This window comes from Candidatus Saccharibacteria bacterium, assembly GCA_016699955.1.
Classification (GTDB): domain Bacteria; phylum Patescibacteriota; class Saccharimonadia; order Saccharimonadales; family UBA4665; genus JAGXIT01.
In genome coordinates this window covers 235,768-253,841 of record CP064993.1, presented here as the reverse complement: position 1 = coordinate 253,841, position 18,074 = coordinate 235,768, and the positions used below count along the sequence as shown (strand labels likewise).

The following is an 18,074-nucleotide window of genomic DNA, read 5'->3' as shown; positions in this document are numbered from 1 at the left end:
GCGGTCAAAACACTTTATGGTTCTTTTTGCTGTTGGCCTGATGACATTTTTTCTGCTGTATCTACTTCGCAAACCCCGCGTAGTATGGTTCGCTGCGCTGGCCACAGAGAAAAAGTAATGCTATATATAAAGGATGGATGAACGAAAGCAGTATGGCGCGCTGAAGCTTCTTGAGCCGCACGGCGTAGTGCGCAACTACCTAAAAAAAAGAACCATTTTATTTCAGGGTGAAGTTCCAACCAACGTACTCGTGCTACGCAAAGGCATTATTAAAGTATATGGGATAACAGCCGACGGCGATCAGCGTACAGTGACTCTGCTAACGGCCGGTGATGTGTTTCCTATGTCATGGGTGTTTGGCAAGTCACCTATTTGTATCTACTATTTTGAAGCGGCAACAGATTGCACGGTGGTGGCTGTCAGCCGTGAAGACTACGAGCATGCGTTGGCAACAGTGCCTGAGCTGAAAGAGCAGATATTTCAGAACTACATGTCACACTATGTGGCTGCAACCATGCACGTTTATGCGCTAGAACACTCCTACGCACAAGATAAGATAGTATATATTTTGCAGTACCTTGTTACTCGGTTTGGCGAAAAGCAAGCGGACGGTAAGTGTAAGATTGCCTTGCGACTTAGTCATCAGGATATCGCAGAAATGGTTGGGATAACCCGCGAGACTGCTGCTGTAGAGCTGCACAAACTGAAGAAAAAGGGTTTAATCGATTACGAGAAATTTACGTACTACGTTGACACGATACGACTGTTTCGTTCAGACCGTGGCGACGAGTTCCAAGATCTTGTGCTTCGCAATCGGGCAACGCACTAGCGGTACTAGCGCACAGAGCTACGGTTCGCTATAATTTCAGATAGAAACGGAGTACATACCTATGTCAGGTCATAGCAAGTGGTCTACCATCAAACGACAAAAAGGTGCCAAAGATGCTGCGCGTGGCGCTGTCTTTACGAAGCTTGGTAATGCCATAGCCATAGCGGCTAGAAGTGGCACCGACCCAGATACAAACTTTGCCCTTCGCCTTACTATGGACAAAGCAAAGACGGCAAATATGCCCGCCGCCAATATACAGCGAGCAATAGATAGAGTGAAAGATAAATCGGCCGCAGAACTACACGAAGTGCTCTACGAAGGCTATGGGCCGGGTGGTGTTGCTATACTCGTTGAAGTCGCAACCGACAACCTAAACCGTACTTATCCAGAAGTGCGCTTGGCATTTAGCAAGCACGGCGGCAATATTGCCGAAAAGGGCGCGGTGGCGTTTCAGTTTACGCGCAAAGGGGCTATAGAAGTACGCGGCAAGGGCGACGAATTGCTCCTTCAGGCAATCGATGCAGGAGCTGCTGATGTCGAGGAAGATGGTGATGGCTCAGTTGTTTACACAGAGCCGAGCGAATTGGCGTACGTGCGTGACGGTTTGAAGGAACGCGGTGTCGATATTACCGATGCGTATTTGACGTATATGCCAAATACAACCGTAGAAATTACCGAACGCGAAACAGCCGGCAAGATTATGCGCCTCATGGACGCACTAGACGACTGCGACGATGTTGCAAACACCCATGTGAACTTTGACATCGACGAAAGCCTGCTAGGGTAAACGGCTATGGCGTACAAAAAAGAGCTTGAGTTTGCTAAAATTTTGGCCCTTGAAGCGGGCGAGATTATGCGACGTTACTTTCGTTCCGACAGGCTCGGTACAGTTCTAAAAGAGGATCTCACGCCGCTAACAGTTGCCGATACAACCATAAACGACCTCGTAATTGCGCGCGTACGGGAAATGTTTCCAGATCATGGTGTGCTTGGCGAAGAAGCTAGCTTTGAGCCGGAACGCCAGCTGATATGGGTAGTTGACCCAATAGATGGCACAAGTCCATTTAGCTGCGGAATTCCTGTCAGTACTTTTTCGCTTGCGCTCGTGGACAGAAAAGACGGGCAAGCCTACGTATCGGCAACGTATGACCCCTATCTCGACGAACTTATGTTCGCGACTAAAAATGGAGGTGCGTTTTGTGGCACTGAACCGCTTAAAACGAGTCGGGCAACTGACTTAGCAGGGCGTTATGTATCTCAGGGTAGTGGTCTGTGGAGCATCGAACCGACGGTTGCTATTGGTGAAGTAATCACCCAGCTGAATGCAGCCGATGTGCGAGGGTTTAACTTCATATCTGCTGTTTACGGGGCGAGACAGGTTGCAAAGGGCAACTTTGTGGCTAGTTTCTTGCTGTATGGATCTCCGTGGGATAGTGCAGCTGTGGCACTGCTTGTTGATGAAGCGGGGGGTGTTGCGAGCGATATACTTGGCTATGAACGCCGCTATGACGAATTTGCAAATGGTTTGTTAGTTTCATGCAACGAAGCAATACATGAAAAAATGCTGAATATTTTTCGAGAATCGGCTACGGTGCAGTCCAACCGCCGAGCTGCTGTCTAAGTTTTCGGCGCCGTGATACTATTAGGGTATGAAAAGGCTAAAAAAGCTTTTGCTACTTGTTTGTGTCAGTCTGCTAATCGCTGCGGGCATCGGGGGCGGTATTAACACGTTGGAAAGCGTGCCGGCTGAAAAGGGCTTTGTTTTTGGGCCGCCTATCGCACAACAGAAAATGGAAACCGATGGTACGTTTAAAGTCCAGCGTTGGGGGTACCCTGGTACATACCGGGAAATTCAGACTTTCCTTGGTAGCGGCGAGAACCCATATGAGGTGTCGTATACGTCTCGTGCCTTTAATCCGATGCTCCTGCTGGCAAATATCATTTTTTTGATGTCATTTGTTGCGGCTGTTTTGGCACCCATTACTATTTTTTGGCGGCCTAAGAAAAAGACTGCCGAGGTGAAAACGACAGAGAAAAAAGCTGAATCCCAGGTGAAAACAAATCATGCGGATACTCGGGATTGACCCAGGCACGGGTATACTTGGTTTCGGTGTTATAGATGTTACACGTGGCAAGACGCAGTTGGTTGATGCTGGTGTGATACGGACTCCCGCACATGAAGATGACGTGGTGCGCTTGCAAACCATCTATGATGAGCTGACAGACATTATTGTGCAAACAAAGCCAACACATATGGCAGTTGAAAAGCTATTTTTCTCCCGCAATGTCACTACGGCCATGACAGTGGCGCAGGCAAGGGGTGTCGTTCTGCTATGCGGCAGCCAAAGCGGTCTGGAGATTTCTGAATACACACCGCTTCAGATAAAAATGGCAATTACCGGTTATGGTAGAGCAGACAAAAAGCAAATTCAAGAAATGGTGCGTATTCACCTCGGCCTAACTGAAGCGCCGAAGCCGGACGACTGTGCCGACGCCCTTGCTACTGCCCTCACTCATGCCCAATCTCGCAAACTTTATTCAAGCTAACCCTGCGTCAGGGTCTGTCCTTGTCGCCATAAAACTTCGGTTCCTCTTCATCACGGTCTTCGATGGTCGCTAAGTCCCATTTGATCTCATCGTACATTTTTTTAACGTCCTCATAATCTTCTAGAAAGGTCATATAACCTTGCGGGCCGGCAAAGAGCTCTAAAATGCGCGCGGGCTGTATCCAGTCGGCGTGTCGTTTCCCAAGGTAGTAGTCAAGGCTTGTTTTATCGCTTGTGCGCCAGTCGCTTGGGTTTAGATGTATATATCGGGAGATATGCTGCAAGTAAGCATCATCGCTTACGCGGACCGCTCGATACCGGCTTTGAAAAAGTGGTCCAACCCTCTTATGCGCTTTGTTGTATTGCATGCAGTAGCTCGTGAGGAGCGCGCGCATGAAGTCTCGTATTGCGTACTCATCGTGCTGATAAATGAATAAATGAATGTGATTCGGCATGAGGGCGTAAGCTAAGAGCTCAAGACGACCATTGAATGATGGATAGACATGGCGAGTTGATGCTTTGGTGGCCGACGCCGAAAGATACCGTTTTAACAACCCGGTAAATACACTAAAGTCATCCTCACCATCGAAGGTGATGTCTTTATTTACACCACGCGTGTAGATGTGATAATAGCTATCCGGCGTGTATTGTTTGATAATGTTTTTCCCCGGCATGGCAACAGTATGCGTCAAGGACGGACCCTGACGCAAGCAGTAACAGTTTGGCTCAAACAAACTGTTCGTATTTTGTACGCGTCAGGGTCCGTCCTTGACGCAATGGAGATGTGGGATAATGGTGGAATGATTGTTAGTTTACGGGGAGTCGTAGAGAAAACCACTGAAGGTATTATTCTCGATGTGAGCGGTGTTGGGTATGGGCTGAATGTCACCAGTGAGGACTTTGGCAAACTGGTAAATGGTACGGAGGCTAAAATGTATGTGTACGAGCATATTCGTGAGCAAGGCTATGACCTTTTTGGTTTTACCCTCACCGACACTAAGAAGTTGTTTGAGCAGTTACTCGGGGTAAAAAACGTTGGACCGAAAGTGGCGATGGCGGTGTTAGACCTTGGCTCCGCCGCCACAGTGCGCAGTGCGATAGCGTCAGGTGATGTCAAGCTTTTGCAAAGCGCCAAAGGCGTCGGCAAGCGTGCGGCAGAACAAGTCGTGGTAGAGCTGCGGGACAAGGTAGGCCTTGTGCCGGGTGCCTCTGCCGAAGACGTTGTCTATCGCCCAGGCGTGAACACACAAGACGAAGCCCTAGAGGCGCTGGTTTCGCTCGGCTATTCTGCGCAAGATGCCGCCATTGCCCTACAGAAAATTGACGCAAATCTTTCCACCGAAGAACGTATTAAACAAGCGCTAAAGGGCTGATATGGAAATTCCAATTAAGACCCTGAAATCGGGATTTTCCCTGCCCGTCTATGGCCTAGGTACATGGCAGATGGGTGGGGGTTGGGAAGCGGATACGTCCCAAGACGAAAGAGAAATTCATGCGATACGTTATGCCCTAGACCAAGGCATCACCCATCTTGATACTGCTGAAAGCTATGGTAACGGGCATAGCGAAGAGTTGATTGCGTATGCAATGCAAGGGTTTGATCGCTCAAAGCTTGTCATTACCTCAAAAGTCTCAGGTAACCACCAAGGCTACAATGATATATTGCGTTCATGTGAAGCAAGCCTGGAGCGACTGCGAACTGATTACATTGATCTTTATCTGCTTCACCGTTTCCCGGATGTCGGTACGGACATCAGAGACACCATGCGTGCGATGGATCGACTCGTGACAGAGGGAATGGTGCGAAGTATCGGAGCATGCAACTTAACTGTTGACCGGTTCAAGGCTGCACAGGCAGTCACTGAAAATAAACTCGTGTGCAACCAGCTGCACTACAGTCTGGATTGCCGAGAAATAATCGACAAAAACGTGCTAGAGTATTGCCAACAGAAAGACGTGCTAGTTACTGCCTGGGGTCCGCTAAGCAAAGGCACACTTGAAGAAGCCGCGTTACTGCATGAAATGGCAAAAAAATACCAGAAGACACCTTACCAGGTCGCGCTGAACTGGCTCATCACTCAAACAAATGTCATCACCATCCCAAAAACATCCAGTCCCAAACATCTTGATGAAAATCTTGGTGCCCTCGGCTGGGAGCTGAGCCAAGGAGATTGGCAGCGTTTGGCAGATGATTTTCCAGGGCAGACAAACCGTTCTAGCCGCGTGCCGCTTGACTATGAAGCAGACGTAAAACCATGAGTAAATCTGATATGAAAGCATTTGTGGCGACGCGTGTGTCTGGCGAAAGTAGAGAAAAGCTGCTTACATTTCTAGAGGCACTCAAGGACGCTCTAAGGTCTGCCGATGTCGAACCGTACATCACAGAGCTGGCGCCGCCACAGCCAGATGACGGCAATAAGCTTTTGCGAGCTTTTGAGCATATCGCTGAGAGTGATCTACTCATCGTTATCTACAAACTCGGCTCAGCCAGCGAAGGTATGTCTGCGGAAATTGGTTATGCGTACGGAAAAAAGTCAATATGGATTTATGCAGAGAGGGGATCAGAATCGAAACTATTTGCATGTGCGGACAAGCTTGAATATTGGGGAGACGAGTCGGAACTACTGCGTAAAATAGAGACAACGAAGTGAAAATACCAGAGATAAAATTGGTAGATGGTGTGAAAATCCCACAAATTGGGCTGGGGTTGTGGCAGGTAAAAAACGAAACAGAGGTTGTGGCGGCGGTCGAGACTGCAATCGCCGCTGGCTATACGCATTTTGACGATGCACACGCCTACGGTAACGAGACGTGGTTGGGTAAGGCTTTGCGAAACAGCGGAAAACCACGAGCAGATCTCTTTGTAACGACGAAAATTCGTACGGAGCTTATCACCCTTGGCCAAACACGTAGAAGCTACAACCAATCCTTAGAACGGCTCAGCATGGACTACATTGATTTGTTGCTCCTGCACTTCCCTGTACCTGTCCAGCGTAAAAAAGCCTGGTTGGAGTTGGAGAAGATCAAGGCTGAGGGCGGCGCAAAAAGCATCGGTGTCAGTAACTATACCATTAAGCACCTTGAGGAAATGAAGCTGTACGCCACAGAGATGCCAGTAGTCAACCAAGTGGAATTGCACGTGTTTTTGCAGCAACCGGAACTGCTGAAATATTGCCAGGAGCATAATATTGCCGTGGAAGCATATTCGCCACTTGCGCATGGGAAAAAAATGAACGACCCAACCATTGTCGCTATTGCTCAAAAACACCACAAAGGCTACGCGCAAGTTATGTTGCGCTGGTGCATCCAAAAAGGACTTGTTGTACTCCCAAAATCCGTCACACCGGGACGCGTGCATCAGAACATAGACATTTTCGATTTTGAGCTAGATGAAGAAGACCTACGCCGACTCGCCCAACTCGACCAAAATTACCGTACCTGCTGGGACCCCACTCACATTCCTTAACTTCAGCAAAATATGTTAACGAACAGAAAAAACCTAGCAAATCTGCCGCATTTTAACGAGTATATTTTTGGCGAACATAACAAAAAGGTGCTGTTTTTCTTTGCTGGCATGCTGACTCGGACTTGGCTGTACACGGGAGCCATAAACCGCTTAGTACGTCATGGTTATAAGGTAGTCGCATATGATTTTCATCCGGGAGTCGTTAGAAAGGGTGATGCGGAAAGCTTCTTAGAAGTTAGCGAACGTCTCAGCGCTACTGTTCAGAAACGGATTATTGAGTTTGAGCGGCAAGGTTGTATCAGCTACGGCGCCTTCGGTGTAAGTATGGGAACGTTGTTTGCCATAAAAGTAGCTGCCGAAAATGACCTTATCAAAAAGCTAGTCATTAATCTAACGTACGGAAGTGTCGCAGAAAATGTATGGACTTGGAACTTCATAAAAAGCACAAAAAATAAATCTCTTGCGCAGGGTTACACCATGGAGAGTCTCGATGCAAAACTCGCACCAGTGTCGCCCATACCGAACGCGGCTAAATTAAGCGGTAAGAAAGTTCTTCTGTACCTTTCAGCCAAAGACAAAATACTGCGCTTTGATCAGTCGAAGCAGTTTAAGGAGGCTTTAGATATTCACGGGGTAGAGTATGACTACTTGCAAAATAATAAACGCGGACACATTCTCGCCGGGTATCAGAACATGCGTGATTGGCGCAGGTGGATGGATTTTCTCGAGAAGTAGGGGTAATGACTGCTATACTTTATACATTATGGCGATTGAGCGGATTGTAAATACGGTTGTGGTAGACGATGACTCGGCGGAAGAGGTTGAGTTTGAGCTAAAACTACGTCCGCACGATTTTGCAAACTACATTGGCCAGGAACGATTGAAGAAGAACATCCAGCTGGCAATTACTGCTGCGAAGAAACGCGGGGAGCCGCTTGATCACGTTTTGCTGTATGGACCGCCAGGTTTAGGCAAAACTACCATGGCGAGTGTGATTGCGAACGAAATGGGCGCGCAAATTCGCATCACATCTGGCCCGGCCATAGAACGCGCCGGTGATTTGGCTAGTTTGCTCACAAACCTTCAGGACGGCGATATTCTTTTTATAGACGAAATCCACCGTTTGCATCGTACCGTCGAGGAGGTGCTGTATAGTGCCATGGAAGACTACAAGCTCGACATTATGCTCGGCAAAGGACCAAGCGCGCGCAGCATGCGTCTGGATCTCCCACAGTTTACGCTCATCGGCGCTACCACACGCACCGGTGCTTTGGCTGCACCACTGCGCGACCGGTTTGGTCACATTCACCGTCTCGAGTTTTACAACCCAAGTGAAATTCAGGCAATAATAACAAGGGCAGCGAGCATACTAGGAGTTAAAATCGACTCATCTGCTGCCTTGCGTCTGGCCGAAAGAAGCCGCCTCACGCCGCGCATCGCCAACCGACTCTTGAAGCGCGTCCGCGACTACGCGGATGTAAATGGCGATGGGATAGTCGACATAGAAATAAGCACGCGGGCTCTTGAACTCCTGGAAATTGATGGACTGGGGCTCGACCCAGCCGACCGTATGATACTAACGGCTATTATCGATAACTACGCAGGTGGACCGGTAGGCGTCGAAACTATTGCGGCCATGACGGCTGAGGAACGCAGTACCATAGAAGATTTCATAGAACCATACCTCCTCCAGATTGGCTTGCTAGAGCGAACACCGCGCGGGCGAAAGGTTACACAAAAGGCATACAAACACCTCGGGGTAAAACCAACAGAGGAGAAAGGGTCATCCCAGGTAAAACTGGTATAATATCTGTATGAGTATTGATCCAAAATTGAGCAGCAGGCTCCATCACAGGTTGCCTATAGGTGACGACGAAGAAATTCTTGGTGTATTTCGACACCATTGGTTTGTGTATATATCTATTTGGGTGATTGGTTTGTTTGCAATTGTGGCAATTATGGGTTCGGCGGTGGCTTTTACTACAGGAGCAGAGGGCACAGGAAGTCAGTATCGGCCAGTTGTGATTGCCGGAGCGGCGTTGTTTAGCTTTTTGGTTGCACTCGGTACAGTCGTTCCTGCATGGATGAAAGCCCAAGAACAGCTTGTTGTGACAGATGAGGCTGCTCTGCAGGTTTTACAACCGAGTTTGTTTGGTAGCAAAATTTCACAGCTAAGTTTACAGCATGTGGCCGATGTATCGGTGCGCAAAGATTTCTTTGGGACGCTGTTTGGCTTCGGGACGATAATTATAGAAACACCCGGTGAGCAGGCTAATTACACTTTTAGCGCCGTCCCGAGCCCTGATGTTGCTGCCAAAGTTCTGATTGAGGCGCATGAGAATTTTATTGCGGCGTTAGAAAGCGGTCGGTTGCCAACATCTATTCGAAAGAACGGCAACGAAGCACATGGGGTTACAATAGACGCGGGAGAATACCAGAAATTTCTCGATTTTCAGCAGTACCAAGCCCGAGCTGCCCAGCCGGAAAATGTTGCGCCGTCTCCTGACCCGAACGAAAAACCAGCCTGAACGCTTTATTCCTGGAATGGATTTTGCCGAGCATCGTTGAAAATGGCCTGAACGCGTACGCTGTTATCTTGTAGGCCTTGCAACTTCATAATAACCTCTTCAGAGATACGAGGCTTAGGTACATTTTGAGCCGCAGAACTTACCTCTGCTTGGCTTGGTGGTGCGCTACTAAGGACGTTTATTCGCCAAACAAGGAAGCCGTATAGGCTTGTGAGTACCAAGAAAAACAATAACGTCATGTGGCGTCGTAGCCCTACAATGACAGTGTGCAGTTGTGTATTAAGTCGTTCGGTATCTATGGACGTGCTCATGGTTTTATGTATTGGTTAACGGTTAGGGTGAAAGAAATATTGTTGGGGTTTTTACTGTCCGGCGTGATATTGATAGCACTAACTTGAGCCGTACGGCGGTTGTTTTCGAGCTTTTGTAAAAATGTAATAAACTGCGAGTATCGTACCGCATTATTGCTGTCCAGCGTTATGGTTATGGGGAGAAGATACACACCCGTTGTTCCTTTGGCAGGGGTAACCTGAGTTAACCCGCCTTGGGTTTTTGTGCCAGCTGTACCGCCAAGCGTGGAAGCGGGAAATGTAATTGAGGTAAGTTTTGGCATGCCACTGTCATTTGCAATCTTCACTATTTCGCTCACTGTTTGTGCCTGGTTTTTATCTTGCGGGACAACGGCTTTGGCGATTGTGTTAAGTTCGGCGTATTTCACAATGTCGGTTTTGTTTTTCCTGAGTGACACTTGTAAATCATCTGTAACTTGGTTTTGTGCCTTTAGCTTACTGAGTTCCACGGCCTTGGCGGTTAGTATAGTGTTCGCCGCATAAACACATCCGAACAAGCCCACTACCAGCAACGCGGTGACTATGCTCAGAATGAGGCTTAGCCGTTTATTATTCACCAGAGGCTCCTTTTTTCGCGTCGTTAATCAGCATGTATGAGCTGTTGCTGGCAAACAGTGCTCGTATGCTAACGGTGCAAGGATAGCCTGTTGTGCCAGAGCAATTTATGGAGATTATATCTGCCTTACTAAATACACCGTTTTTTGGGTCAGCCAGGTTTACCTGTATCTGGGCGGCTGCTTCATATGTTTTAGCGGCTGCGGTGATGTCTATGGCTCCTTGAACCTGAGATATTGAAAGTGCGGAAAGATTTGTTTCACTCGGCAACAGTGTGGCGATTTGCGTAAGCAGCTCTGAAAACAGAATTTGTTTTGATAGGACATCGACAACAAGATTTAAATTGTTAGATATGTTCCTTACTTCCTCTTGTAGTCCTGTGAAATTTTGCTCGGCCAGTCGTGATTGAGTAGTTGCCACCTGCTTTTTGTAGTTGGTTGTTTCCTGAGATAGGTACATATAGCCAACGGCGGTAATAAGTACTGCGCCAACAATCCCTAGGGCTAGGGCGGTAATCCATCTCGTGAGGTGGCGGTTGATTCGGCCGAAACGGTATGCCTGTTTAATCTGCGGAGGAAGTAGGTTTATCATCAGAAGGCCTCCTCTGGGGTAAGCATGCTTAACCCGGCAGCAGATACGTAGGACATTCGTTCGGTGATGTTGAACGGCTGTAGTTTACCGAAATCGATAAAGTTGGTCGGGTCAAAGGCGCGCACGGGGAGGCGAAGGGTTTGTGTAAGATAGTCGGCAAGACCAGGCATGTTGGCTCCTCCGCCCATGATGACAACTTGGGCAATCTGGCGTTTACTCTTTGAACGCTCTTCGTAGTAGCGCACGCTGCGCTGAATTTCTTTGACGAGCGTCGTTAGGTTCGCCGAAAGCGCTGCTTCAATCTGCTTTTGTTTCTTGCTAAAACTTAAACCATACTTTGTTTTTATAATAGTTGCTTCTCGTTCAGTCACGCCGAGAGATTTGGCGATGAGTTGAGTGATATCTTGGCCTCCACACGCAACGGTACCGCTGACGATTGGGTTTTTATCGTAAACGGTAATATCTGCGCTGTCGTTGCCAAAGTCAACGAGGACGCTTGGGAGATCCCCCTGGGAGTCGTAAGAAAACATGTTGGCACCCGCCCCACTAGTGGTTTGTAGAATAACTGGCTCAAGACCCAGCAACCGAGTCAGCACTAGGTAGGAGTCAATAATACGACGCGGCATGGCCACGATGAACGTGGTGTACTTGTCTTTGGCAGACTGTACAGTCGAGTAGTCGATGTATAAACTCTCGGCCGCCGCTGGTATGTACTGTTCTACTTCGGTCTGCACTGCCGAAAGAATTTCTTTGTCGGAAAGTTTAGGCATGTCGAGTGAGCGGGTGAATGCTTTGGAGATTGGCACGCTCAGTGCAACCCGTCGCGTGGTAATGTCTCCGATCAGACTATGCTGAAAAAGCTTCTGGATTGAACGAGCCAGGCCTTCGACGTCAACGATTACACCGTCTTCAATGATGCTGGTATCGAAGCTAATTTCGCCGTATCCGACAACCCTCGGTTTGTGTTTTCCGGTTTGTAGCTGCATGATGCGGACATTATTATGCCCAATATCCATACCAAAGAGCGGCTTGTCCTCAAATAGATACGGAATAAGTTGTGTTTTTTCTATGCTGCCCATCTAGCATTCTTCTTATATTACACACTTAAGCATACCATAAGCTAGTTGAGAACCGTAAGTAGTACGGTATACTAGGAACATGAAGCGTAAAAGGGTGGGTCAGTCCGGTTTCACACTGGTTGAACTCAGTGTGTCGCTGTTTGTGATGAGTCTGGTGATTGTTGCATTTTTTGGCCTTTTTATTTCACTTGTTCGGAGTACGATTATCGCAAAACGACGCGCGGTGGCAATTACCCTCGCAACAAATCAGATGGAGTACTTAAAATCTCTGCCGTATGATAGCCTGGCCGTTGTCGGGGGGAGTATTCTTGCCCCGACACTGTTACCGGCGACAAAGACGGAAACATTAAACGGCGTGAGGTACACTACTACAACAGGGATTAACTATGCCGATGATGCTTACGACGGCTGTGGATCCTACCCAAACATTGCGACAAAGCAAAAGTACTGTCGTAACTATCCTCCACCAAGCGGCGCTCCAGCATTAGACACCAACCCCGCCGATTATAAAACGGTGAACGTCGTTGTTGTTGATAGGACTGGCACGCGTCTTGCAGTAGTGGATACACAAATATCAGCCAGAGTTGCTGAAACGGCCAGTAACACAGGAGCAATTTTTGTAACAGTGACTGACCCGAGCGGTACACCGGTAAGCGGTGCTACTGTAACGCTCACCAACAGCACGACTAGCCCAATCGTTAATCTCGGCGACACGACCGACGCGGGTGGGACGTCAATTTTTTATGGCATGCCACCAGATAGCGCCGCCGACTATGTCGTCACGGCAACCAAGTCGGGTTATTCATCTATAACTACCATTGGGTCGAGCGGCTCGCTCCAGCCCGTGTACCCCAAGTTGTCGGTAATTGCCCAGCAATCTTCCTACGTTACGCTTGCTATCGCAAAAATGGGGACGTCAAACAGCCTGATATTGGAAACAACCGATACGTCTGGGGCAGCTCTGCCGAACGTGAGAGTGTACATGAAGGGTGGGTATAAAAAGTACACGCTCGTTACAGACACCGCCTACTATTATGACAGCCTGACGCCTGCTGATACACGCCCGTTGACCGGTGCTGACGGAATGGTTGGCGTACAAAACCTTGTTCCGATTAATGGCTATACGTTTTGTGGAGATGCGGGAGCAACCAGCTGCGTCGTTGGATCTACGACATACTATCTTGCAGCAGCCGTACCCTATGGTGGAGAAAATCCACTACGCCCAATTACCATCCCTCAGTACGATGTGACGAATCCGCCTAGTCCAATGTTTGACTACGGAGGCGTGTCGTACACGCAAAAAGTACGCCTCATGCTAACCACTAACAGCGCTTTCCCAAGGGTTTCCTCGGTTGAGCCAGGCAGTATCAGCATGTCTGGTGGAGGTCAAGCGAACCTGACGGTGACAATCAAAGGCGTGAATCTTACCGGCGCTTCGATAACATTTACTCAAGGCAGCACGACATATTCAGGCAGCGCTTGTAGTGGTAGTAGTACGCAGCGTAGCTGTGAGTATGATTTTAGCTCACTGGCCGTGGGAGCGCCCGTACAGATGACGGTTACAAATGCAGCTGGCAGTCTTTTGCTTCCAACCACTCCACTCGGAGGTCTCAGTGTCACACCATAAGTTTCAGACACAAGCTCGTTGTAGCGAGGCCGGATTTGGACTTGTTGAGCTGATGATTACGATAGCGCTTATCGCCACATTGAGCGTCACGTTCATGGTATTTTTCCGTACGAGTTTGTTCAGCTACCTAGACTTGCAAAAGGATGCAACGGGTTTTACTGACCTCGACCATCAGGTTAGTCGCGTCAGTAACGTCCTTCGTGGCACAACTCAGGTTGTTTCGGCCGGTGCGAACGAACTGGTTGTTTACGCGTATTTTTATCCGTCAGACACGTACGTTTCTCATTTGCGATACTATGTTGTAACTACCGGCTCAAAAAAACAACTCAAAGCCGATTTGACGCCAATGACTGCCAATCCACCCCTTGGTACGCAGATTACAGCACAAATGAGAACTTTTACGCTTATCGACGATTTATATCAACCATCTGGAGGAACACTATTTACCTACTTAAGCTCAGCGGGCTCGGCTATTCCGCTGCCAATTGGCGACTTGATATCTATAAAAGGTATTCGGGTAACCATGTCCACGCAAACTGTAGCGGCAGGTGGCGGTGATCAAACAATGGAACTACAGGTCACACTGCGCAATAGAAAGACAAATTTATGAAAAAACAAGAAACTTTCATATCACCCGGAAGCTCTCAGCAAAGCAAGGATTCATTGCATGGTGGCTATACACTACCTTCTGTCCTTGGCTTTATTATTGCAATTGGATTAATATCTACTGCGGTGCTGACAGTAATTATGACAAATTTCTCCACAGTCGGAAACCATATAAAAAGCCAGCAGTCATTTAATGTCGCCGAAGCGGGTGTTAATTACTATCTTTGGCATCTCGCGCACAGCCCAACTGATTATAAAGACGGTCAGGCTACCCCCGCAACCCCAGATCCGCAACTTGGCTATGGGCCATATGCGCACAGCTATATAGACAGTAATGCAACCGACCAGGGGACATTTACGCTTTGGATTAAGCCTCAGGGGGCAGGGTCAACCATTGTCAATGTACGCTCAATTGGGATGGCAAAGGGGTCAAATATAAAGAGAACAGTAGAAGCACAGATAGGTGCAACGTCCTTCGCGAGCTACGCGCTCCTTGCAGATGTTGAGTTCTGGTTTGGCGATACTGAAGCGGCAAACGGACCGGTGTTCTCGAACCAAGGGGTTCATATGGACGGGCCAAATAGCGACACTGTCGGTAGCGCTCGGTCGACGTATGTTCCTCTGCCTCAGTATGGTGGAGACGGCTCATCCAAGTCTGGTGTTTGGTGTAGTCTTGGTGTGCTGAACCCTAACTGTGCGACTCGTGATAAGTCGAACTGGCTGTATCCACAACCAAGCATTGATTTTAACCAGATTTCTACCAGTCTATGTACTATGAAAAAAACCGCCTTCGCAAGTGACCCTGCCACCGTAGCGTTGGCGAGTTTAGGCAACGCCTGTAGTCAGGTTCCTGCCACGCGCACGCCAGCCTACATACCTCGAAATGGAAGTACGTTCAGTAAGACAAAGGGTTATTTAGTTGAGCTTAACACGAATAATACCTATAACCTCTCTAGGGTTAGTGCGGAAAATGACAGACTTACACCGTACACGAGTGCGTTGACGCGAACGGCTGTTGCATCGAACATTGCAGTCCCAACCTCTGGTGTCATATTTGTAGAGGATAATGTATGGGTACGTACAAACCCAACATTTCATGGAAGGGTTACGATTGCCGCCGGCCAGCTGGCGAGCAGTTCAAATAGCCCTGATATAAACATTGCAGACGACGTTTTGTACTCTGTGAAAAATGGTGAAGATGCCATAGGGCTCGTGGCTGAAGATGATATCATCGTAGCGCCGTATGCGCCACCAGCGTCGGGTTCTTTTACCTTCGAAATAAATGCAGCAACACTTTCGCAACTAGGCTCTGTGACTTGGCCGGACCGATACAAGGCCGACAGCAGCCGATGCACACGTGGTTGGGTTGGTGCGAATCAAAAGTTTGTGTATTACGGGTCGGTGGCGACGCGGCAATACTGGACTTGGAACTACCTGCGCGGAGCATGTGGTGACGCGGTTTATGATAGTTCAATTAATCGTTACGTCTCCGGTGTTCGTATTACCGAAACCAACTACGATTACAATCTGCTGTATGCACCACCGCCGAGCTACCCCATAACAGGAGGCTATACCATTCTCAGCTGGCGCGAAGTGTTAACCAAGCCGTAGTGCTTTCTCGTCCAGTATACCCGCGGCGCCTACATGCTTAAAAGGCGCATGAACTCCGTAGCCCCTAACCCGATCTCGGCGTAAGCGCAGTGTTTAAGCGGGGTGCCTCTGTAGGGTTCGCATCGCTCGCCTAACGCCTGATGTCGCTAGCAGTGGTGCTAGGTTATAGCAGGATTATCGATTCGCTAGGCACACTCTTCGCCAGGCAAGGAGCTATTCTTACCCCAGTGTCACTAAAAGTACTTAGCAACAGGCCCGATTTTGGTACAGGAATAGGGTTAAGATACCTCGTCACAGCATTTCGCCACGGTTTAATTAAAAGAGACCGAATAAACGGTCTCTTTTAAACACAGTAGCAGGGCTAGTTGCTTTGCTTGCTGTAGGTAGTTCCGCCCTCAAGTGTTGCCGTCACGACAAAGGCATCACAGCCGTTCTCTACTGGCTCACCAGCAGTGATGGTTGTAGCGGTTGTGTTAGTACAACCAGTTCCGCTTGCAACGTAGCTGTATTGATCAGCGTCGGTAGTGCCCGTAATGGTTACGGTCGGTCCCTTCGGATCCTTAAGAGCATCTGCCGGTAGACCCTTCATATATGTCTGTATGAAAGTAGGAGCTGTTGCAATCTGTAGGTCAGCAAGTGTGGGGTAAAAACCGTGCTGCGCGTAAAAAGCCTCAGCCTGGCTCTGAATTGCGTTAATGTCTGTTTGACGTTGACTATTTCGACCTTTTTGTTGGATACCGGTAAATGTGACAATAACAAGCGTCGCCAAAATGCCGATGACGACTATCACAATCAAAAGCTCGACGATTGTGAAGCCTTTTTTATTCTTTAGTGAAACCATAGGGGCCCACCCTCCTTATATGTAGATTTTATATTGCTTAACGGAAAGCCCGTAAGTCTGCCTCTGATTATAACCGTAAGCGGAACAACGTCAAGTCTTTTATCTATACCGCGTGGTTACTCGCCTAGTTAGTACCGACGTTATTACTCATGCTGGCAATTGGCCCCATGACACTGGCTGCGATTAGCCCGACCCCAGCGCCGAGGAAAAGTATCATCACAGGTTCAATTACTGACGCAAGGCCATCGATAGCGTTCCCAACCTCTTCTTCGTAAAAATCGGCCACTTTTATCAGTACGGTGTCGGTTGTGCCGGTTTCTTCACCGACCGCAAGCATTTGGGCGACTATTCGTGGAAAATGTGGACTCTGACCGATTACTTCAGATAGCTGTTTGCCATTCTTTACCTCGGCGGCTGCTTCGGCGAGTTCCTTTTCGATAACTTTGTTGCCAATGGCGCCCCCTGTAACTGATAGCGAATCAAGCACGCCCACGCCGGCAGACATGAGTGAGGCGAAAGTTCGGGAAAAACGTGCGATTGCTATTTTAGTGACAATAGTCTTTACGATAGGTAGGCGAAGTAACAAAGAATGAAATTGATATTTTCCTTTTGGAGTCCGTATGTACCGCCGGATTGCCCATACTACCAGAACCATAGCCGGAATCATGATGTAAGCGTACTTGCGGCTGAAATGACTCAAGTCTAATAATATCTGCGTGTAGACAGGCAGTTTTGCATTTGGCCCACCCAAGTCGAGTAGAATTTTTGATATTTTTGGCATGAGGATAAACATAATCCCAAAAAAAGCCACAACCGTAATGCTCAGAATTACTACCGGATATGCCATGGCACTCTTAATTTTCTTTTTTATGCTTGCGTTTTGCTCAACTTGAACGGCGAGGCGTTTCAGGATGTCGTCTAGTATGCCCCCTTCTTCACCGGCCCGAACCATGTTTACATAGACCTCATCAAAAATATTAGGGAATTTTGCGAATGCATCGCCGAGCTGTGTTCCACCTTCAATATCTTTGGTTACTTTGCCAAGAATTTCACGGAAGTAAGCGCTGTCGGCGCTTTCTTGGAGGGTTGAGAGCCCTCGCGCAATTGGCACACCGGCAGAAATCATTGTGGACAGCTGCCGAGTGAATATCACCATATCGCTACTTTTGACTCTTTTATTAAAGCCAAAGCGTTTTTTTGTAGCGGTAGCTGAGACTAGCAGGGGGCGTAGCCCTTGGCGAGCGAGCGCAGCCATAGCCGCTTCGTGGTCGGCGGCTTCAATAGTGCCCGATACGTCGGAATTGTCTTTTCGCAGAGCTTTATAGGTAAAGAGCATATGCTTTAAATAGTAGCGCAACTTGCGACCCGATACCATAGATTCTACTATGACGTACCTAGTTTATAAGATAAGCAAGTTCTTGCTCGTCACGGCCCCTTCCTTGTTT

Annotated in this window: 22 protein-coding genes; 15 read left to right on the top strand and 7 right to left on the bottom strand. The window is 48.3% G+C overall.

The genetic code is table 11. The features are described from left to right. The first annotated feature begins 133 nt into the window (after nucleotides 1-133). The 5 genes from IPL85_01335 (at nucleotide 134) to ruvC (ending at nucleotide 3,376) form a co-directional block, all read left to right on the top strand. On the top strand, nucleotides 134-829 hold the full coding sequence (locus tag IPL85_01335) for a Crp/Fnr family transcriptional regulator (protein ID QQS20082.1): 696 nt from the start codon (nucleotides 134-136) through the stop codon (nucleotides 827-829). 61 nt (nucleotides 830-890) lie between these two features. After that, complete coding sequence (locus IPL85_01330; GenBank protein QQS20081.1) at nucleotides 891-1,616, top strand: YebC/PmpR family DNA-binding transcriptional regulator; 726 nt, start codon at nucleotides 891-893, stop codon at nucleotides 1,614-1,616. 6 nt (nucleotides 1,617-1,622) lie between these two features. Further along, entirely contained in the window at nucleotides 1,623-2,450 is an 828-nt protein-coding gene (locus tag IPL85_01325) for an inositol monophosphatase (GenBank protein QQS20080.1), read from the top strand. A gap of 28 nt (nucleotides 2,451-2,478) precedes the next feature. Then, complete coding sequence (locus IPL85_01320) at nucleotides 2,479-2,913, top strand: hypothetical protein (GenBank protein QQS20079.1); 435 nt, start codon at nucleotides 2,479-2,481, stop codon at nucleotides 2,911-2,913. After that, nucleotides 2,894-3,376 carry a crossover junction endodeoxyribonuclease RuvC gene (gene ruvC / locus IPL85_01315; protein QQS20078.1) on the top strand — a complete coding sequence of 161 codons (483 nt, stop codon included), beginning with the start codon at nucleotides 2,894-2,896 and terminating at the stop codon, nucleotides 3,374-3,376. Before IPL85_01320 ends, ruvC begins: the two co-directional genes overlap by 20 nt. A 7-nt stretch (nucleotides 3,377-3,383) precedes the next feature. Here the strand turns inward: ruvC and IPL85_01310 are convergent, their stop codons facing one another. Continuing rightward, complete coding sequence (locus IPL85_01310; protein QQS20077.1) at nucleotides 3,384-4,049, bottom strand: transposase; 666 nt, start codon at nucleotides 4,047-4,049, stop codon at nucleotides 3,384-3,386. A 126-nt stretch (nucleotides 4,050-4,175) separates the two neighbouring features. On the opposite strand from IPL85_01310, the gene ruvA reads away from it, so the two are divergent. Genes ruvA through IPL85_01275 form a run of 7 tightly spaced genes read left to right on the top strand, consistent with a single transcriptional unit; the run spans nucleotide 4,176 to nucleotide 9,369 of the window. Continuing rightward, the gene (gene ruvA / locus IPL85_01305) at nucleotides 4,176-4,748 is read left to right on the top strand and encodes a Holliday junction branch migration protein RuvA (GenBank protein ID QQS20420.1); all 573 of its coding nucleotides are present in this window, start codon (nucleotides 4,176-4,178) and stop codon (nucleotides 4,746-4,748) included. Nucleotide 4,749: 1 nt separating this feature from the next. Continuing rightward, complete coding sequence (locus IPL85_01300; GenBank protein ID QQS20076.1) at nucleotides 4,750-5,634, top strand: aldo/keto reductase; 885 nt, start codon at nucleotides 4,750-4,752, stop codon at nucleotides 5,632-5,634. Beyond that, on the top strand, nucleotides 5,631-6,026 hold the full coding sequence (locus IPL85_01295; GenBank protein ID QQS20075.1) for a hypothetical protein: 396 nt from the start codon (nucleotides 5,631-5,633) through the stop codon (nucleotides 6,024-6,026). The genes IPL85_01300 and IPL85_01295 overlap by 4 nt, the downstream gene beginning before the upstream one ends. Beyond that, a complete protein-coding gene (locus IPL85_01290; protein ID QQS20074.1) occupies nucleotides 6,023-6,841 on the top strand; it encodes an aldo/keto reductase in 819 nt (272 codons plus the stop codon). The genes IPL85_01295 and IPL85_01290 overlap by 4 nt, the downstream gene beginning before the upstream one ends. Before the next feature lie 12 nt (nucleotides 6,842-6,853). Then, the gene (locus IPL85_01285; GenBank protein ID QQS20073.1) at nucleotides 6,854-7,576 is read left to right on the top strand and encodes a prolyl oligopeptidase family serine peptidase; all 723 of its coding nucleotides are present in this window, start codon (nucleotides 6,854-6,856) and stop codon (nucleotides 7,574-7,576) included. A gap of 28 nt (nucleotides 7,577-7,604) precedes the next feature. Continuing rightward, entirely contained in the window at nucleotides 7,605-8,648 is a 1,044-nt protein-coding gene (ruvB, locus tag IPL85_01280; GenBank protein ID QQS20072.1) for a Holliday junction branch migration DNA helicase RuvB, read from the top strand. Between the two features lie 7 nt (nucleotides 8,649-8,655). Beyond that, a complete protein-coding gene (locus IPL85_01275; GenBank protein ID QQS20071.1) occupies nucleotides 8,656-9,369 on the top strand; it encodes a PH domain-containing protein in 714 nt (237 codons plus the stop codon). A gap of 5 nt (nucleotides 9,370-9,374) precedes the next feature. On the opposite strand, the gene IPL85_01270 is transcribed toward IPL85_01275, so the two are convergent. From IPL85_01270 to pilM, 4 genes are read right to left on the bottom strand one after another with little or no spacing between them, the layout of a single operon-like run. Next, nucleotides 9,375-9,680, bottom strand: a complete 306-nt coding sequence (locus tag IPL85_01270; protein ID QQS20070.1) for a hypothetical protein — start codon at nucleotides 9,678-9,680, stop codon at nucleotides 9,375-9,377. Next, entirely contained in the window at nucleotides 9,677-10,276 is a 600-nt protein-coding gene (locus IPL85_01265) for a hypothetical protein (protein QQS20069.1), read from the bottom strand. The genes IPL85_01270 and IPL85_01265 overlap by 4 nt, the downstream gene beginning before the upstream one ends. Next, the gene (locus tag IPL85_01260) at nucleotides 10,269-10,865 is read right to left on the bottom strand and encodes a hypothetical protein (GenBank protein QQS20068.1); all 597 of its coding nucleotides are present in this window, start codon (nucleotides 10,863-10,865) and stop codon (nucleotides 10,269-10,271) included. Before IPL85_01260 ends, IPL85_01265 begins: the two co-directional genes overlap by 8 nt. Beyond that, nucleotides 10,865-11,944, bottom strand: a complete 1,080-nt coding sequence (gene pilM, locus IPL85_01255) for a type IV pilus assembly protein PilM (GenBank protein QQS20067.1) — start codon at nucleotides 11,942-11,944, stop codon at nucleotides 10,865-10,867. Before pilM ends, IPL85_01260 begins: the two co-directional genes overlap by 1 nt. A gap of 79 nt (nucleotides 11,945-12,023) precedes the next feature. Between pilM and IPL85_01250 the strand changes: the two genes are divergently transcribed. The 3 genes from IPL85_01250 to IPL85_01240 are packed head-to-tail and all read left to right on the top strand — an operon-like array spanning nucleotide 12,024 to nucleotide 15,788. Then, nucleotides 12,024-13,571 carry a carboxypeptidase regulatory-like domain-containing protein gene (locus IPL85_01250; GenBank protein QQS20419.1) on the top strand — a complete coding sequence of 516 codons (1,548 nt, stop codon included), beginning with the start codon at nucleotides 12,024-12,026 and terminating at the stop codon, nucleotides 13,569-13,571. Then, a complete protein-coding gene (locus IPL85_01245) occupies nucleotides 13,558-14,181 on the top strand; it encodes a hypothetical protein (protein QQS20066.1) in 624 nt (207 codons plus the stop codon). Before IPL85_01250 ends, IPL85_01245 begins: the two co-directional genes overlap by 14 nt. After that, nucleotides 14,178-15,788, top strand: a complete 1,611-nt coding sequence (locus IPL85_01240) for a hypothetical protein (protein ID QQS20065.1) — start codon at nucleotides 14,178-14,180, stop codon at nucleotides 15,786-15,788. Before IPL85_01245 ends, IPL85_01240 begins: the two co-directional genes overlap by 4 nt. A 361-nt stretch (nucleotides 15,789-16,149) precedes the next feature. Here IPL85_01240 and IPL85_01235 read toward each other — a convergent pair whose 3' ends face one another. Together IPL85_01235 and IPL85_01230 are read right to left on the bottom strand one after the other, a co-directional pair. Continuing rightward, on the bottom strand, nucleotides 16,150-16,629 hold the full coding sequence (locus IPL85_01235; protein ID QQS20064.1) for a prepilin-type N-terminal cleavage/methylation domain-containing protein: 480 nt from the start codon (nucleotides 16,627-16,629) through the stop codon (nucleotides 16,150-16,152). A gap of 124 nt (nucleotides 16,630-16,753) precedes the next feature. Further along, nucleotides 16,754-17,965 (bottom strand): type II secretion system F family protein, encoded by a 1,212-nt coding sequence (locus IPL85_01230; protein QQS20063.1) that lies wholly within the window; start codon nucleotides 17,963-17,965, stop codon nucleotides 16,754-16,756. Nucleotides 17,966-18,074: the final 109 nt, after the last annotated feature.

What these genes read in the sequence shown, in the direction of transcription:
- IPL85_01325 (QQS20080.1), top strand. Translation starts at nt 1,623, where the DNA reads ATGGCGTACAAAAAAGAGCTTGAGTTTGCTAAAATTTTGGCCCTTGAA.
- IPL85_01260 (QQS20068.1), bottom strand. Translation starts at nt 10,865, where the DNA reads ATGATAAACCTACTTCCTCCGCAGATTAAACAGGCATACCGTTTCGGC.
- ruvC (QQS20078.1), top strand. Translation starts at nt 2,894, where the DNA reads ATGCGGATACTCGGGATTGACCCAGGCACGGGTATACTTGGTTTCGGT.
- IPL85_01240 (QQS20065.1), top strand. Translation starts at nt 14,178, where the DNA reads ATGAAAAAACAAGAAACTTTCATATCACCCGGAAGCTCTCAGCAAAGC.
- pilM (QQS20067.1), bottom strand. Translation starts at nt 11,944, where the DNA reads ATGGGCAGCATAGAAAAAACACAACTTATTCCGTATCTATTTGAGGAC.
- IPL85_01330 (QQS20081.1), top strand. Translation starts at nt 891, where the DNA reads ATGTCAGGTCATAGCAAGTGGTCTACCATCAAACGACAAAAAGGTGCC.
- IPL85_01270 (QQS20070.1), bottom strand. Translation starts at nt 9,680, where the DNA reads ATGAGCACGTCCATAGATACCGAACGACTTAATACACAACTGCACACT.
- IPL85_01335 (QQS20082.1), top strand. Translation starts at nt 134, where the DNA reads ATGGATGAACGAAAGCAGTATGGCGCGCTGAAGCTTCTTGAGCCGCAC.
- IPL85_01285 (QQS20073.1), top strand. Translation starts at nt 6,854, where the DNA reads ATGTTAACGAACAGAAAAAACCTAGCAAATCTGCCGCATTTTAACGAG.
- IPL85_01235 (QQS20064.1), bottom strand. Translation starts at nt 16,629, where the DNA reads ATGGTTTCACTAAAGAATAAAAAAGGCTTCACAATCGTCGAGCTTTTG.
- ruvB (QQS20072.1), top strand. Translation starts at nt 7,605, where the DNA reads ATGGCGATTGAGCGGATTGTAAATACGGTTGTGGTAGACGATGACTCG.
- IPL85_01230 (QQS20063.1), bottom strand. Translation starts at nt 17,965, where the DNA reads ATGCTCTTTACCTATAAAGCTCTGCGAAAAGACAATTCCGACGTATCG.
- IPL85_01320 (QQS20079.1), top strand. Translation starts at nt 2,479, where the DNA reads ATGAAAAGGCTAAAAAAGCTTTTGCTACTTGTTTGTGTCAGTCTGCTA.
- IPL85_01300 (QQS20076.1), top strand. Translation starts at nt 4,750, where the DNA reads ATGGAAATTCCAATTAAGACCCTGAAATCGGGATTTTCCCTGCCCGTC.
- ruvA (QQS20420.1), top strand. Translation starts at nt 4,176, where the DNA reads ATGATTGTTAGTTTACGGGGAGTCGTAGAGAAAACCACTGAAGGTATT.
- IPL85_01310 (QQS20077.1), bottom strand. Translation starts at nt 4,049, where the DNA reads ATGCCGGGGAAAAACATTATCAAACAATACACGCCGGATAGCTATTAT.
- IPL85_01295 (QQS20075.1), top strand. Translation starts at nt 5,631, where the DNA reads ATGAGTAAATCTGATATGAAAGCATTTGTGGCGACGCGTGTGTCTGGC.
- IPL85_01250 (QQS20419.1), top strand. Translation starts at nt 12,024, where the DNA reads ATGAAGCGTAAAAGGGTGGGTCAGTCCGGTTTCACACTGGTTGAACTC.
- IPL85_01275 (QQS20071.1), top strand. Translation starts at nt 8,656, where the DNA reads ATGAGTATTGATCCAAAATTGAGCAGCAGGCTCCATCACAGGTTGCCT.